This window comes from Pseudonocardia sp. Ae505_Ps2, assembly GCF_001932425.1.
In the GTDB taxonomy this organism is placed as follows: Bacteria; Actinomycetota; Actinomycetes; order Mycobacteriales; family Pseudonocardiaceae; genus Pseudonocardia.
Genome location: NZ_MCIP01000001.1, coordinates 4,281,527 through 4,297,086, shown reverse-complemented (window position 1 = coordinate 4,297,086; position 15,560 = coordinate 4,281,527). Strand labels below are relative to the sequence as shown.

General features: G+C 72.5%; 14 protein-coding genes. 8 read left to right on the top strand and 6 right to left on the bottom strand.

Features of this window, described 5'->3' with window-relative positions:
- Nucleotides 1-165: 165 nt before the first annotated feature.
- Entirely contained in the window at nt 166-1,416 is a 1,251-nt protein-coding gene (locus Ae505Ps2_RS20365) for a multidrug effflux MFS transporter (protein ID WP_075306691.1), read from the top strand.
- Between the two features lie 44 nt (nt 1,417-1,460).
- Nucleotides 1,461-2,579: an FAD-dependent oxidoreductase gene (locus Ae505Ps2_RS20360; protein ID WP_212567652.1), complete on the top strand. Its 1,119-nt coding sequence runs from the start codon at nt 1,461-1,463 to the stop codon at nt 2,577-2,579.
- A gap of 41 nt (nt 2,580-2,620) precedes the next feature.
- On the opposite strand, the gene Ae505Ps2_RS20355 is transcribed toward Ae505Ps2_RS20360, so the two are convergent.
- The gene (locus Ae505Ps2_RS20355; RefSeq protein ID WP_075553876.1) at nt 2,621-3,235 is read right to left on the bottom strand and encodes a DJ-1/PfpI family protein; all 615 of its coding nucleotides are present in this window, start codon (nt 3,233-3,235) and stop codon (nt 2,621-2,623) included.
- A 153-nt stretch (nt 3,236-3,388) separates the two neighbouring features.
- Here Ae505Ps2_RS20355 and Ae505Ps2_RS20350 point away from each other — a divergent pair, with 153 nt between their 5' ends.
- The 5 genes from Ae505Ps2_RS20350 to Ae505Ps2_RS20330 all read left to right on the top strand — a co-directional run bounded on the left by Ae505Ps2_RS20350 (nt 3,389) and on the right by Ae505Ps2_RS20330 (nt 9,430).
- Entirely contained in the window at nt 3,389-4,219 is an 831-nt protein-coding gene (locus Ae505Ps2_RS20350) for an alpha/beta hydrolase (RefSeq protein ID WP_075334235.1), read from the top strand.
- Between the two features lie 183 nt (nt 4,220-4,402).
- Nucleotides 4,403-5,134, top strand: a complete 732-nt coding sequence (locus Ae505Ps2_RS20345; RefSeq protein WP_075306692.1) for a CPBP family intramembrane glutamic endopeptidase — start codon at nt 4,403-4,405, stop codon at nt 5,132-5,134.
- The gene (locus tag Ae505Ps2_RS20340) at nt 5,131-6,807 is read left to right on the top strand and encodes a CocE/NonD family hydrolase (protein WP_075553875.1); all 1,677 of its coding nucleotides are present in this window, start codon (nt 5,131-5,133) and stop codon (nt 6,805-6,807) included. Before Ae505Ps2_RS20345 ends, Ae505Ps2_RS20340 begins: the two co-directional genes overlap by 4 nt.
- Nucleotides 6,808-6,875: 68 nt before the next feature.
- Nucleotides 6,876-8,768 (top strand): alpha/beta fold hydrolase, encoded by a 1,893-nt coding sequence (locus Ae505Ps2_RS20335; protein WP_075553874.1) that lies wholly within the window; start codon nt 6,876-6,878, stop codon nt 8,766-8,768.
- 95 nt (nt 8,769-8,863) lie between these two features.
- Nucleotides 8,864-9,430 carry a GNAT family N-acetyltransferase gene (locus Ae505Ps2_RS20330; protein WP_075333315.1) on the top strand — a complete coding sequence of 189 codons (567 nt, stop codon included), beginning with the start codon at nt 8,864-8,866 and terminating at the stop codon, nt 9,428-9,430.
- 8 nt (nt 9,431-9,438) lie between these two features.
- Here the strand turns inward: Ae505Ps2_RS20330 and Ae505Ps2_RS20325 are convergent, their stop codons facing one another.
- The 3 genes from Ae505Ps2_RS20325 to Ae505Ps2_RS20315 are packed head-to-tail and all read right to left on the bottom strand — an operon-like array spanning nt 9,439 to nt 12,702.
- Nucleotides 9,439-11,247 (bottom strand): FAD-dependent monooxygenase, encoded by a 1,809-nt coding sequence (locus Ae505Ps2_RS20325; protein ID WP_075553873.1) that lies wholly within the window; start codon nt 11,245-11,247, stop codon nt 9,439-9,441.
- A gap of 2 nt (nt 11,248-11,249) precedes the next feature.
- A complete protein-coding gene (locus Ae505Ps2_RS20320) occupies nt 11,250-11,894 on the bottom strand; it encodes a VOC family protein (RefSeq protein WP_075306697.1) in 645 nt (214 codons plus the stop codon).
- Between the two features lie 13 nt (nt 11,895-11,907).
- Nucleotides 11,908-12,702, bottom strand: a complete 795-nt coding sequence (locus Ae505Ps2_RS20315; protein WP_212567651.1) for a fumarylacetoacetate hydrolase family protein — start codon at nt 12,700-12,702, stop codon at nt 11,908-11,910.
- A 316-nt stretch (nt 12,703-13,018) separates the two neighbouring features.
- On the opposite strand from Ae505Ps2_RS20315, the gene Ae505Ps2_RS20310 reads away from it, so the two are divergent.
- Nucleotides 13,019-13,774 carry an SDR family oxidoreductase gene (locus Ae505Ps2_RS20310; RefSeq protein ID WP_075553872.1) on the top strand — a complete coding sequence of 252 codons (756 nt, stop codon included), beginning with the start codon at nt 13,019-13,021 and terminating at the stop codon, nt 13,772-13,774.
- Between the two features lie 81 nt (nt 13,775-13,855).
- Here the strand turns inward: Ae505Ps2_RS20310 and Ae505Ps2_RS20305 are convergent, their stop codons facing one another.
- Both Ae505Ps2_RS20305 and Ae505Ps2_RS32100 read right to left on the bottom strand, forming a co-directional pair.
- Nucleotides 13,856-15,169, bottom strand: a complete 1,314-nt coding sequence (locus tag Ae505Ps2_RS20305; protein WP_075306700.1) for a helix-turn-helix domain-containing protein — start codon at nt 15,167-15,169, stop codon at nt 13,856-13,858.
- Entirely contained in the window at nt 15,166-15,432 is a 267-nt protein-coding gene (locus Ae505Ps2_RS32100) for a hypothetical protein (protein WP_075306701.1), read from the bottom strand. Before Ae505Ps2_RS32100 ends, Ae505Ps2_RS20305 begins: the two co-directional genes overlap by 4 nt.
- Between the last annotated feature and the right edge of the window lie 128 nt (nt 15,433-15,560).

The window sequence follows — 15,560 nt, the reverse complement described above, 5'->3', positions numbered from 1 at the left end:
TGACGGGCTTAACTACAACAACACTGTCGCAGTTCTGTCAATAGCTACGACATGTGTGTACCGTCCACGGGGTCACGGGGTGCCGCGCCGCGGAGGTCGTCGCGCACGGCCTCCACGACCCTGCCCACCACCCGCGCTCGTCGCGCGATCACACGAGGGGGAACGATGGCCGGCGCCGTCGTCACACCGAGCCGGGTCCGGCTCGCATTCGTCCTGGGAGCGCTGATCGCCCTGGGGCCGCTCACCATCGACACCTACCTGCCGGCGCTCCCGGCGGTCGGCCGGGACCTGGCCGCGCCCGGTGCCACGGTCCAGCTCACGCTGACCGGCACCCTGGCCGGACTCGCGCTGGGGCAGCTCCTGATCGGCCCGCTGTCCGACGCGTACGGCCGCCGCCCGCTGCTCCTCGCCGGGGTGGCACTGCACGTGGTCGCGTCCGCGCTGGTCACCGTCGCGCCCACGATCGAGGTGCTCGCCGTCCTGCGCGTCCTGCAGGGCGCGGGAGCGTCGGCCGGGACGGCGGTCGGGCTCGCGATCGTGCGCGATCTATTCACCGGACGCGCGGCGGTCGGCATGGTCTCGCGGCTGATGCTCGTCATGGGCGCGGCGCCGGTGCTCGCACCGACCCTCGGCGCCGGGCTGCTCACCTGGGTGTCGTGGCGCGGGGTCTTCCTGTTCCTCGCGGCGTACGGCCTGGTCATGCTGGCGGTGGTCACCTACGGCCTCCCCGAGACGCTGCCACCGTCCCGCCGACGCTCCGCGCGGCTGGGCCCGACCCTGCGCGCCTACGGCACGCTCCTGCGTGACCGGACGTTCGTCGGCCTGGTCCTCGTCGCCGGCTTCACGATGGGCGCGCTCTTCAGCTACATCTCCGGCGGCCCCTACGTCTTCCAGGAGCAGTTCGGCATCGACCAGACGACGTTCGGGCTCCTGTTCGGCGCCGGAGGGGTCTGGCTCGTCGTCGGTAGCCAGCTGAACCCGGTGCTCCTGCGCCGTCTCGATCCCCGGCAGGTGCTGAGCGGTGGCATCGCGGCGGCCGCGGGCGCCGGGCTCGTCCTGCTAGTCGTGACCATCACCGGCATCGGCGGCCTGCCCGCGATCCTGGCCGGGGTGTGGACGATGCTGCTCGCCGGCGGGTTCGCGATGCCCAACGCCCCGGCGCTGGCACTGGCCCGACACGGCGACAGCGCCGGGACCGCGGCGGCCCTGCTCGGAGCCCTGCAGTTCGGCCTGGGCGCGGCCACCTCGCCGGTGGTCGGCTTGCTCGGCAACGACGCGACGGCGATGGGCACGGCGATGTTCGCGTCGGTCGCGCTGGCGGGGCTGGCGCTGGTCCTGGTGGTGCGGCCGTGGACACTGCCGGATCTCCGCGAACGGTCCACCACCCGGACCACCACCGGTGCGGGCTCGAGGTGACGCACCGGAAGGCACGCCCGCCCGTGCGTCGACGACGAGTGGTCGTGGCCGGACTGGGCGACACCGGGATCCAGGTCATCGCCGCGCTCGCTCGACATCGCCGTCTCCTCGACGTCGTCGGAATCAGTCCGAAGCCCGGGTACCTCAGCGGGCGGCACCTCGGGGTCAGGCTCGCCCGTCCGACGCGGTGGGAGGAGAACCACCGCATCGCCTTCCACCGGTTCCGCCGGCTCGACGACGTCCGCACGGTCCACGGTCGACTGGTGGCGCTCGACACCCGGGCCCGGGAGGTCGAGGTGCGCCACGCCGACGGCAGCACCGCCCGTCACGGGTACGACATCCTCGTCGTCTGCACCGGTGTACGCGACGGCCTCGGCCGGACGCCGTCGATACAGGACGATGCCGAGATCGACCTCGCCTTCGACCGCGCCCGCGCTGCCGTCATCGCGGCCCCCTCACTGGCCGTCGTCGGCGGCGGACCGACCGCGCTGGAAAGCGCCGCCCAGATCGCGCAGGCGTGTCCCGGGAAGCGAGTGGACCTGTACTTCCCGGGCGAGCGGCCCCTCGTTCACCACCACGAGCGGGTCTGGGACGAGTGCCGACGAGAATTGCGACGCCTCGGCGTCGGCCTGCATCCCGGGCATCGCGCCGAGTTCACCCCCGGACAGACCGACCGCATCACCGCGGGCCCGCTCCGCTTCCGCACCGGACAGGCAGCGGTACCGGCCGACCTGGTCCTGTACGCGGTCGGCGGAGCCCGGCCCAACACCGAGTGGCTGCCGTCGTCGACGCTGGACGACGCCGGATTCGTGCGCGTCGACCCGGAGCTCCGGACACCCGGTCACGACGGGATCTGGGCCGTGGGGGACGTCGCCGCCACCGATCCTCTGCGCACCACGGCGCGGAACAGAGGAGCACAGCTCCTGGTGCACAACGTCCTCGCCACCGTGCGCGGGCGGAGGACACGGCGGTACACCCCTCGGACGCGGCGGTGGGGAACCGTCCTGCACGAGATCGGGACCGTGATGACCGTCTTCACCACCACCGGGCGCGCACTCCACCACACCCGGGCTTCGCAGGTGTTCCAGGAACGGTTCCTCCTGCGGCGTGTGGTCTACGGGGGTGTCCGTCCACCGCATCCGGGCGACTCGGCGAGCTCGTGAGCGGACTTCGGCGGCGGATCACCCGCCCGGGGCGTCGCGGGTCAGCCCCGGTCGTCGGTGACGGCGAACGGGTCCCAGGTGGGGTCCTGCCGGACCTCGAGCTCGATCTCCCAGGCGACCCGCTCGGCCTCGGCCGGCCCGAGGAGCTCGCCGATCAGGGCTGCCGTCATGTCCATCCCGGCGGCCACCCCCGAGGAGGTCCAGCGCGCACCGTCCTGCACCCAGCGCGCCCGCGGCATCCACTCGACCTCGCCGCGCAGCGACGACACCCAGGCGAAGGCACGCTTGTTCGACGTGGCCCGGTATCCGTCGAGCAGTCCGGCCGCGGCGAGCAGCGCCGACCCCGTGCACACCGACGTCACGAGGTCTGCACCGGCGCTCCAGGTCCGGAGCCACCGCAGGAAGCGCTGGTCCTCGACCAGGCTCCGGGTCCCGGGGCCACCGGGGACGAGGACGATGCTCGGCGTCGGCGCGTGCTCGTAGCCGTGGCCGGCCACCATCTGCGAGCCCTGTCCGCTGGACACCGGGCCCGCCTCCGGGCCGAGCAGCAGGATCTCGAACTCGTCGGGGCGTCTGCTCAGCAACTCCAACGGCCCGACCACGTCGAGCAACTCGAAGCCGTCGAACAACACGATGCCCACGGTCCGCTGCGCCATCGTTCCACCGTTCTCCTGTCGTCGGACGAGGTGCTGCTCATCGTGCCCCGGAACACCGGACCACGGCGCGGCCCGGTACCGACCGAACCGCCGGCAGGAGCGGCGACGCAACACCCTGCACCCGACTCCCCGACTTCCCGGAGAATGATCGACATGAAGTACACCGTCCTGGTCCCGGGCTTCTGGCACGGCACCTGGAGCTGGAATCTCGTCATCCCGGAACTCGCCCGGCTCGGTGTACCCGCCGTGGCCGTGGACCTCCAGGGCCAGGGCCTCGAGGCGGCGTCTCCCACCGCCCGGTGGACGCGCCCGTTCGACGCATCGGCCTTCGCCGCCGAGAGGTCCGGTGTCGCGGACGTGACCGCGACGAGCGCCGCCGAGAAGCTCGTCGCACAGCTGCAGAGGATCGGCTCCGGCGAGCCGAGCGTCGTCGTCGCACACAGCATGGGCGGTGTCGTCGCCACCCTGGCCGCGGAGATGGCACCGTCCCTGGTGTCGCACCTGGTCTACGTCGCGGCGTTCGCCCCCGTCACCGGCCGACCGGCGGGCGCCGACGTGGCGAGCGAGCTCAACGCGGGTGAGCTCGGCACGTCCCTGCTGCAGGCGGATCCGTTCGCGATCGGTGCCTCGCGCATCGACACCGGCGACCCGAGCTCTCGCGAGGCCCTCCGTGCCGCGCTCTACGCCGACGTCCCGCACGAGGCCGCGCAGGCGGTGATCAGCCTCCTCGGCACCGATGCGCCGGTCGGGATCGCCGCCGAGCCGATCTCGGTCACCCGTGAGCGGTTCGGCTCCGTACCGCACACGTACCTCGTCTGCACGGACGACCGCCTGGTACGGCCCGCGCTCCAACGGAAGATCATCTCCGACATCGACGGCGTCTCCGTGTCGGCCACGCGCACCGTGGAACTGTCCTCCTCGCACTCCCCGTTCCTGTCCCAGCCGCGGCAGGTGGCGGAGGTGGTCGCCGCGGCCTGGCGGTGAGTGGGCGTCTCCGGTGCGGCACCGCGGCCGCGGATCGGAGCTGGATCGAGCAGGGGTGCGAGAAGGGCAGAGTTCCAGCGGATCCTCTCGGTAGAAGGCCGTCCCCACCAGTGACGCCGTGTCACTTCCTCGACTGACACCTCGTGACTGCCGAGATGCGCCTGGCCGGGCTGTGCTGGAGCCATGAAGCATCCGATCCTCGTCACGCCCACCTCGAAGCCCCTCACCGACGACTCCTTCCTCCGCAGAACGGACGGGGGCCAGCGCGGACTCGTCGGGTGGGGCGAGATCGTCGCGGGCCTGGTGCTCATGGGGATCGCGGTCTACCGCATCCCGATCGCGCTGGAGCCGCAGGCCGCCGCGCTGGGACCGTGGTACGACCCGATCCTGCTGGCGCTGCCCGCCCTCGCCGCGCTGAGCGGCTTCTTCGCGGCAGCCCGGACCCGGCTCCGCGACCTCGGCGCCGTCGGGATCCGCCGGGCCTCGGGCCCCGCGCTGCTGGCGGGGGCCGGCCTGGGGGTCGTCGCGCTCGGGCTGACCGTCGGCGCGACCCTCGGCCTGGAACGCCTGGGGCTGCCGACGGGGACCGCCACGCCGAACACGACGGTCCTGGGCCTGGTGATCCTGGGCCTGGTGCTGCCGCTGACCTGGGAGCTGCTGTTCCGCGGGGTGGTGACCACGGCCCTGCTGCGCCACGGCGCGGTCGTCGGCGTGCTGGGCAGCGCGGTGTTCTCCGCCGCCGCGGCGCTGCTGGTCCTCTACTTCCTCCCCACGGCCTCGGTCGGGGTCGTGTCCGCCGTCGTCGTCGGCCTGATCGCCGCGGTCCTGCTGCGGCGCACCGGGTCCGTGTGGCCCGGCGTCGTCGCCCACGTGGTGTGCCACTCGCTCGCGCTCGGTCTGGTGGTGCTGTCGTGAAGCGGCTCCTCATCGCCGGTGTCCTGTCCCTGGTGCTGCTCGCGGGGTGCGGCGCCGCCCCCACCCCCACCGCCGCGGTCGCCACGGACACCCGGTCCGTCACGCACGCGGAGAACGACCGCGTCCCCGAGGGGGCCCGCTGGACCCAGCACTACTTCCCGACCTCCGACGGCGTCGAGCTCCACGCGGACGTCCTGCTGCCCGAGGACCTCCCCCCGGACGCGAAGGTGCCCCTCGTCCTGTCCGCGGGGACCTACTTCGGTCACTCCAGCCAGCTGAGCGTGGAGGGCTTCGCGCACACCGGCCCGTCCGCCCGGTTCGACGACCTGATCACCGAGGGCAGGCTGCTCGAACGCGGCTACGGCTTGGTGATGGTGGACCTGCGCGGCTTCGGCGGCTCCACCGGCTGCACCGAGGCGATCGGCGGGAAGGCCGACCAGACCGACGTCCGGGCGGCGCTGGACTGGGCCGCCGCGCAGCCCTTCTCCACGGGCTCGGTGGGCATGTACGGCAAGTCGATGGACGGGATCACCGCACTCGTCGGGAACAACCTGGACCATCCGGCACTCAAGGCCGTGATCGCGCAGGAGCCCATCTGGGACATCCAGCGCAACATGCGCTCCGGCGGCGTCCCGCGCTCCACGACGGTCTCCGTACCCTCGATCTACAACCAGCTCGCCACCCAGCCCCAGATGCCCGACGACGACCCCCGCTACCTCGCCAACGCCGCCTGGGACTCGCCCGCCGGGCCGCACCCGGAGTGCACGATCCTCAACACGGCGTCCTACATGGACCCGAACCCGGAGTCCGAGACCTGGCGCATCCGGAACCTGGCAGAGCACGCAAAGGGCACCGACACACCGCTGTTCGTGACCCAGGGCTTCCTGGAGTGGAACACCGACGCCGAGGGCATGCAGGAGTTCCTCGCGAACCACCAGGGCCCACAGCGCGCGTGGCTCGGGCAGTGGGACCACAAGCGCGGGGGCGAGCGCACCGCCGACGGCCGCCTGGAGCTGGGCCGCGAGGGCTGGTTCGACGAGGTGTTCTCCTTCTACGACCAGTACCTCAAGGGTGTCGCACCGACGACCGCCTACCCGAACGTGCTGGTCGAGGACAGCACCGGCGCCTGGCGGGCCGAGAAGAGCTGGCCGCGGGCCGACCGCACCGGGTCCGTGCCCTTGAAGGGCGGTTCGTACACCGACGACGGTGCGACGTCGTCGTACGTCCAGCGGTCCGAGCCGGTGGCCCGGCCCACCCGGCTCACCAGCTTCCCTCGGGTGTCACTGACCACCCGGGGCACCGGGAACGTCATGGTCCGCCTGCACGACGTCGCCCCCGACGGCAAGGCCGTCATGATCAACCAGCAGGTCTCCCTGCTCCAGCCCGGCGAGACGACGCTGGCGCTGCGGTCGACGGACTGGACGCTGCCCGCCGGGCACGCCCTCGCCGTCGAGATCGGGACGGTGCAGCCCGGCGCGCCGATGATCAACGACTGGCTGCCGACGGTGTCGAACCAGCGGGTCACGGTGCTGGGCGGACGGCTGGACCTGGCGCGCGACGACCCCTCCCGCGACACCGCGCAACCCGGGACGCCCGCGCCCTGGATGGAACTCTACCGGCTCACCCAGACGTCCACCCCCGCGGCCGGCGCCCCGACCTTCCGACTTCCCTGAGGTCCTTGACCGTGCCGCGACGGCACAGGTTCTGCTGGAGACACCGCCCCACGAGAGGAGCACACCCGGTGACCACCACCGAGCCCCGCCTGATCCCGCTCGAGGAGTTCTTCTCCGACCCGGAGTTCTCCGGCGCGAGCCTCTCCCCCGACGGCACCCGGATCGCCTACCTCGCCCCGGAGGGCGGCAGGCGCAACGTCTGGGTCCGCGGGATCGACGAGGAGCACGCCGACGCCGTGTGCGTCACCCACGACACCCGTCGCGGCGTCGGCAAGTACCACTGGACCGACGACCCGCGCTGGCTGCTGTACGAGCAGGACACCGACGGCAACGAGGACTGGCACCTCTACCGCGTCGACCTCGACGCGCCCGACGAGCCCGCCGTCGACCTCACCCCGTTGCCGCCGGGATCCCGGGTCGTCGGCGTCGATCCCCTGGAGGGCGTACCCGGCAGCATCCTCGTGCTGATGAACCGGCGGCCGCTGTACTTCGACTACTTCCGGATCGACGTCGCGAGCGGCGAGACCACGTTGCACCTGGAGCAACCGGGTCCGGGGGAGACGGTGCTGCTGGACCCGGCGGGTCTGCCCGTCTTCGCCTCCCGGCTGGTGGACGGCGAGTGGCAGTTCTTCGCGATCGACCCGGACGGGCGGCAGCGGCCGATCCACACCGCGGACGGGGCCGAGCACCCGGTGGGTGTCCTCCCCCAGCACGTCACACCGGACGGTCGGGGTCTGCTCCTGGGGTCCTACGGCGACGGTGACGACCTGCAGCTGATCCGGCTCGACCACGCGACCGGCGAGCGGACCGTCGTCGCCGCCGTCGCGGGGCACGACCTGGACACCCTCGGGGCGCTCGACCCGCGGCTGCCCCCGATCCTGTTCACCCGGCGCGGCAGCGGCGAGGTGCTGGCCGCCCGCTTCGTGGGCGACCGCGGCCACATCGAGGTGCTCGACCCGGAGTTCGCCCCGGTCTACGCGCAGCTCGCCACCCTGTCCGACGGCGTGCTGGGCACGCTGTCCTCCGACGAGGCGGGCCGCCGCTGGATCGCCACCTTCCTCCACGACCGCGAACCGGCCGTGACCTGGCTCTACGACCACGAGACGGGCGAGAGCCGGGAGCTGTTCCGGCCCTACCCGCACCTCGACGCGGCCGACCTGGCACCGATGCGAGCCGTCCACTTCCCGGCCCGCGACGGCCTGCCGCTGCACGGCTTCCTGAGCCTGCCGGTCGGCAGGCGACCCGAGGCGCTGCCGCTTGTGGTGCTGGTCCACGGCGGGCCGTGGGCGCACGACACCTGGGGCTACGACGCGCAGGCCCAGTTCCTCGCCAACCGCGGGTACGCCGTGCTGCACGTCGAGTTCCGCGGCGCCACCGGCTACGGACGGCGGCACCTCACCGCGGCCATCGGCGAGCTCGCGAGGGCGATGCACACCGACCTGATCGACGCCGCCGACTGGGCGGTGGCCGAGGGCATCGCCGACCCCGAGCGGATCGGCATCTACGGCGGGTCCTACGGCGGCTACTCGGCGCTGGTCGCCGTGACCGTCACGCCGGACTACTTCGCGGCCTCGGTCGACTACGTGGGGATCTCCGACCTCGTCGAGTTCCTGCGGTCGGTCCCGGAGTTCGCGCGGTTCGGCCTGGTCAACAACTGGTACCGCTACGGAGGCGACCCGGACGACCCCGAGCAGCACGCGGACCTGCTGGCCCGCTCGCCCATCACGATGGTCGACCGGATCCGGACGCCGCTGCTGGTCGCACAGGGCGCCAACGACGCCCGGGGGAAGCAGTCCGAGTCCGACAACATCGTCGCCTCGCTGCGCGAACGCGGGGTCCCGGTCGAGTACCTGCTCGCCGAGGACGAGGGCCACGGCTTCGAGAACCCGGAGAACCAGCTGCGGCTCTACCGGGCCATCGAGCGCCACTTCGCCGAGCACCTCGGCGAGCCCGACGCCTGAGTCGTGCGCGGTGCGACGACAGGGCCACGACGATCACACCGTCGATCGGCCACGGACCCGGCAGAGGAGCGACCGGAGCTGGCAAGGTGGCCGCCATGACGAACGCTGTCACGGTCGCGATGCTGGACGAGGACACCTGGCCCTCGTTCGCCGCGCTGGTCGAGGCGAACAACGGGGTCTGGGGCGGGTGCTGGTGCATGGGCTTCCACGTCAAGCTCGGCAAGGGTCGTAGTCCCCAGCAGAATCGGGACGAGAAGCGCGAGCTCGTCCGCTCGGGCGCCACTCACAACGTGCTGGTGCTCGACGGCGACGCGTGTCTGGGCTGGTGCCAGTTCGGCAGCCCGGCCGAGCTGCCCGAGATCAAGAGCCGGCGGCGGTACGACAAGGAGCTGACGCGACTGCCCGACTGGCGCATCACCTGCTTCTTCACCGGGAAGGGGCTGCGCAAGCGCGGAGTCGCCGACACCGCGCTCGGCGGTGCGCTGGCCGAGATCGACCGCCTCGGCGGCGGGGTCGTGGAGGGGTACCCGGAGGAGACGGACGACCGCACGGTGTCGGGCTCGTACCTGCACACCGGACCGATGGCCGTGTTCGAGCGGCACGGGTTCACCCGCACCCGGCCGATCTCCCCGCACCGCTGGGTGGTGACCCGCACCGTCTGACGCGGTGTTCACCCCCCGGCTGCCCGCGCGGTGCGGCGCCACAACGGCCCCCACGACGTGGCGAGGAAGGCGGCCAGCTCCCGCCAGGCGTCGTGCGGTCCTCGGGCGGTCCGCCACACCACGTGAGCGTCGGGGCGGACGACGACAGCACCCTGCGGGCCGATCTCCAGGCGCTGCGCCACCTCGGGATCGAGCCCGTCCGGGAGGTCGATCGACCGCACGACCAGCTCGACCGGCACATCGTCGGCGTGCTCGTCGACGAGCCGCCGCCACGGCTCCGCCGTCGGCGAGAGCAGCGTGAGTCCGCGCTGCTGCACGAGCCGGCGGGCGGGGACGACGGCGCCGTCCACCAGGACCGGGACGTGCGGAAGTCGGTGCCCGGGCCACGTGGTCGGCCGGTACTCACGGACGCCGTCGCCGATGATCGGGACGCCGCCCGGCTCCGACGCCACGAGTCGTCCCCGGTAGCCGTAGCCGAACTCCAGACCGGTGGCGACGAAGTGGTCGATCTGGCCCGGGACGGTGCGTCGGACGTGGGCGCGCAGCCGCTCGCTGCGCCGCGACGTGGGGTGCAACCCGGCCGTCCGGCCGAGCTGCAGGCGCGTGAGACGTTCGACGATGCCCGCCGCGACCGAGCCCGGCAGCCACGACAGCGGCGGACGCCCCACGCCCTTCGTCGCCACGAGCAGCGAGGCGTTGGAGACGCCGAACGGCGTGGTCACCTCGTCGAGCCGGAAGTGGTTGGTGACGCTGTAGTCGGCGAACCGCTCGATCACGGGACGCCGCTCCTCCTCGTAGGTGTCGAGCAGGGAGTCGTCGGCGGCCCCGTCGAGGACGGCCTCGAGCTTCCACGCGAGGTTCTCGGCGTCCTGGACCCCGCTGTTCAGGCCGAACCCGCCGGTGTGGGGGAACCGGTGAGCGGCGTCGCCGACGAGCAGCAGCCCGCCTTCGCGGAACCGGGTCGCCAGCTGCGAGGTCATGGACCACGTGCCGGTGGAGCGGATCGTCGCGTCGGGTCGGCCGAGGACCGACGGCACGGTGCGCTCCCAGTACGTGCGAGGGGACCGCGCGATCTCCTGCTCGGGGTGCAGGTAGATCGTCATCAGCACGTAGTGGTCATCGGCGTGCGCGATCATCACCCCGGTGAAGCCAGGGCGGTAGATCCAGGTCAGCAGCGGTCGGGTCTCCCCCGGCGCGTACAGACCGGGCGCGTGGACGAACGCGCTGCCCATGTGCGCCAGGACCGGTCCGTCGAGCTCGATGCCGGCGCGGGCGCGCAGCACGCTGTTCGCGCCGTCGGCCGCCACCACGAATCGGCTCGCGAGCGGTGTCGTCCCGCCTGCGACACGGACCTCCATCGCGCCGGCAGAGGTCGCGCGCGCGTCCTCCACGACGGCCCCGAGGCGCAGGTCGACCAACGGCTCGCGGTCCAGCGCCGCCCACAGCTCGGGCATGAGCTGATGCTGGCCGACGTGGGAGCGCAGGTACGGGCTCAGCGTCCGCAGCCGCACGAGGTCCTGAGGGTCGTCGCCCCGGATGTCCAGGTCCGCGATCGGGTCGGTGAGTTCGCTGGCCCACCGGATGGTCGTGATCTCCTCCAGCGGCGGGCTGAGGGCGGCGACCACCCGGGCGAGCTCGGGGTCGGCCTCCTCCCACGTCTCGAGCGTCGGCGCGTTGACGACGTGCGCCGCCGGGTGCTGCAGCGGCTCGGTCCGCCGCTCCAGCACGGTCGTCGCGATCCCGCGACGGGCGAGCAGGAGTGCCAGGGACGAACCGGCGGCTCCCGCACCCACGACCGTGATACGGTGCCCGTCCACCGTCAGAGCGTCTTCCAGGTGATGGTCTTCTTGTTCGCGCGCGGCTTCTGTCCGGGAGGGGTACCGGCGCCCGGCTTCAGCAGCTCGGCCGGGTCGTCGCCGCGGCGCAGCCGCGCGAGCAGGTAGTCGGGGTCGACGTTGGTCCCGATGGGGTTCCGCTCGAACTCCGCGCTGTCGAAGAAGGCCGCCGTCTCCTCGATGGTCGAGAAGTTGTCGACCTGCAGCTCCAGGCGGATGCCGTCGGGGTCCTCGTAGTACAGCGACGTCGTCGGGCCGTGGTTGATGGCCCACACCGGCTCGATGCCGAGCGGCTTCAGCCGCTCGTAGAGGGCGAGCAGCTTCTCGATCGAGAGCAGCTGGAGCGCCACGTGGTCGATCCCGTAGATCTTGCGGCGCAGGTGGGCGAAGGGGAAGAGCACCTTCAGGACGCGGGGCACCTCGATGAGTGCCAGTCGGTGGTGCTCGTGGTCCCAGGTCAGGAAGGTCAGGTCGTCGTCGGTGTGGACGACCCTCGCCCCGAAGACCTTCCCGTACCAGTCGATCATCTCCTGGCGCCGCGCGGTCTTGACGACCCAGTGCGCGACGAAGTCCGGGGCCTTGTCCCAGTCCCCGGGGGTCCTCTCGTCGGTCCGTGCGGCGGCGTCCATCGTGTTCCTCTCGTCAGCTCGCCGGCGGACCGACGATGGTGGTGCGCTGGGTCCCCAGGTCGACCAGGCCCTCGGGATGGGTGATGCTGGCCGTCACGACGCTCCCCGGCTCGAGGTAGGGGCGCTTCAGCTGCCGCGCGACGAAGGCCCGCCAGAGCTGCTGCTCGCTGAGCAGGGCCGTCGCGATGCGGCGGACGATCGCCGGCGGCGAGCTCGCGGTGATGCCCGACGGCGTGCCCGTGAGCAGGAGGTCGCCGGGGTCGAGGTCGCAGAACGTGCTGAGCTCGGTCAGGGTCTCGGCCGGCTTGTGCAGGAGGTGGGCGCTGGAGTCCTGCTGGCGCGGCACACCGTCGACCTCGAGTCGGAGGTCGAGCTCGTCGACGAGTCCGATCTCGTCGGCGTCGAGCACCGCCAGGTACGGACCGACGGGGCAGAAGCCGCGGTAGCTCTTGCCCTTGAGGAACTGTCCCTGCGGGAGCTGCACGTCACGGGCGGACAGGTCGTTGGCGATCGTGACGCCGAAGACGTAGTCGGCGAGGTTGTCGCGCGTCACGACCACGTTCTCGCGGACCCGGCGGCGCAGGACGAGGGCCAGCTCGATCTCGTAGTCCAGGAGTCGCACGTGGGCCGGGCGCACGACCGGGTCGACCGGTCCGGTGATCGCGGCGTCGGTCTTGTCGAAGAAGAGGTTGTAGGACAGGGCGTCGGGGTCCATGCCCGCCTCGACGGCGTGCTCGCGGTAGTTGACGCCCTGGCACATGACGCGGCAGGGCGTGGTGACCGGCGACAGCACACGCACCGACGCCACGGGCAGCGTGCCGGTCTCGCCGCTGCGCGCGCCAGTCGTCCTCGCCGGCGGTGATGAGGTCGCCGGTCGTCTCGTACCGTCCCTGCAGGGGCGCGATCGCGGAGTCGTGCACCACGCCCCACGCCGGTGCGGCGCCGTCCTCGGCGACGTAGCGAGCGAGGTGGGTGACCATCCGGAAGTCCCTTCGACGGGTGCTCGTGAGCTGGTCCTCCCAGCCTGCCGACCGGGGGTCGCGCCGTCATCGGTCTGGAGTGCAAGACCGGAGGGCGTCGGTCGGACCGAAACCTCACGGCCCGATCCGTGCCATGGTCGGCGCATGACTCGCTCCCTCGTCACCGGCGCTACGGCCGGCATCGGTCACGGCTTCGCCGACGAGCTGGCCCGCCGCGGCCAGGACCTGGTCCTCGTCGCCCGCGACGCCGAGCGGCTCGCCGCGGTGTCCGACGACCTCGCGACGCGGCACCGCGTCCAGGTCGAGACGATCGTGGCGGACCTGTCCGACCGCGAGGGCACCCGAGCCGTCGCCGACCGGTTGTCCGACGACTCGTCGCCGGTAGACCTGCTCGTCAACAACGCCGGCTCAGGTCTCGCCGCGTGGTTCGGCGCGACCGACATCGCCGACGAGGAGCGGCAGCTCGACCGGCTCGTCCGCGCGCCGATGGTCCTGATGGACGCCGCGCTGAAGTCCATGGCGGGTCGAGGCGGCGCGATCATCAACGTCGCCAGCCTCGCCGCCTTCACCCCCCGGGGCACCTACTCGGCGTCCAAGGCCTTCGTGGTCAACCTGTCGCAGTGGGCCAACCTGCACTACGGCGAGGACGGGATCCGGGTCCTCGCACTGTGCCCTGGCTTCGTCCGGACCGAGTTCCACGCGCGGGGCGAGATGGACATGAGCGGCATCAAGCCCTGGATGTGGCTCTCCGTCGAGACGGTGGTGCGGGCAGCGCTCGCCGACCTCGATCGCGGGCGCGCGGTCTCGATCCCGGGCCGTCGCTACAAGCTGCTGGCCACGCTCGCACGGCACGCCCCGGCAGCGATCGTGGCTCGGCAGGCCCGGCGGGGACGCGACTGACGGCGTGTCTCCCCCTGTGCGCAGCTCGAGCAGGGAACCGGAGTCGTTGGATCCTTCCCGGTCACCCGCACGCGCCTCGGCTCACGCCAGGACGTGGTGCCCGAGTACCTCGGCGAGCATCAGTGCCACCTGGAGCTGCGGACGTCGGACCTCGATCGGGTCTCCCCTGAGCTCCTCGGCCCGGCGCACGCGGTAGGCCACCGTGCTGCGCGCCACGTGCAGGGCCTCGGCGGACCGGTTGAGGCTGCGCTCCTCCGCGAGGTAGCGCACGAGTGTCTCGCGCAGTTCCGTCGTCGGATCGTCGAGCGTCGCGAGCCCGCCCAGCTCACGCCGGACCATGGCTCTGGCGGCGGACATGTCGCGCGTGGCCATGCAGACCAGCTCCAGGTCGACGTACCGGAAGACCCGCGTGTTCCGGACCGCCAGCTCGGCGACGCGGACCGCCTCGAGCGCTTGCAGGTGCCCGGCCCGGAATCCCTCGTGCCCGGGAGCGACGACACCGAGCGCACAACGCGCGCCATCGAGGACGTCGGCATCCGTCACCTCGAATCCGGCAGCAGTGGCCCTCGAGCCCCAGGCCCACACGCGGCGACGGCCCACCGGGATCACCAGGGTGCCCGTCGCACCGGACCCGCGCAGCAACGAGCGCGCGCCGATCTCCAGCTGCGTGGCGCTGAGCTCGGACGTCACGTCCGCCCACAGCACGACCGCCAGGTGGTGGGCCTCCAGGTCGTAGCCCAGCACGGTCCTGGCGTCACCGGCCGTGACACCGGAACCGTCGGGAGCGAGGATCTCCTGCACGAGCTCGCGGCGGACCGCCGAGGACGTCGCCGACCACGCCACCTGAGCCTCGGCGAACTCCTGCGTCATGGCCTGCAGCAGGAAGTCGGTGAGCCCCAGCAGCACCTCCGCCACGCGCCGGCTCTCCTGGAACCGCAGCTCGGCCGGGACGTGCCGCCCGCACGCGTCCATCATGGCTCGCACGCCGACCGCGTGGGCCGTGTGGACGCTGCGCAGCATGTGCTCGATGCCGATGCCCCGGCTCACCAGCTCGGCCGGGCCCAGCAGCACCTCGGGCACCTCGAAGTCCGTCACCGTCCCCCGCGCGTGGAGCTCGAGCAGGCACCCGAGCACGACCGCGACGCTGCCGCGCTCCAGCTCGCGGATCACGTCGGGCACGTCGAGCTCGGGCACCGCAGCCAGCATCGCCTCGACCATCGACGACGCGAGCTCCAGCCCCCAGTCGACGGGACCGGGCCCGAGGGCCGCCACCGCGGCGGGCAGGTGCGCCTCGAGCCCGGGTGGCCCCGGCCGGGACCGTGCGCCAGGTGCGCGAGGGGCCAGGCGCAGCACCCACGACGGGTCCGGGAGGTCCTGATCGTCTGCTGGGCTCACGCGCCGACCCCGGCCAGGAGCCGGACCGACCGGAGCCCGGTGTCCGGGTCCGTCGCCCCACGCTCGGCCGTGGTCAGGAGCAGCTCCTCCCCCTGCTCCAGGAGCGCTGCGCCGATGTGGCGAGAGGTGTCCGGCGAGATCTTCTCGACCATCTGTGCCGCAGCGTCGTCGATCGCCGCGGTGTCGGGCACCTCGCCGCCGTCGACGGCGCGGCCGACCGCGGCCCGCCGGTGGGCGACGGTGGATCGAGAACGTCGGCTCACGGGCCCAGCCTAGGTTCGGCGACGGCGACGGACGCACGTCAGGTCGCGAACCCGAGACCCGCGGCGTCCTCCGAGGCCGACCACGGGCGCGCGCTCCGGAGCGCCACATGGACACCTCACCACCGCGC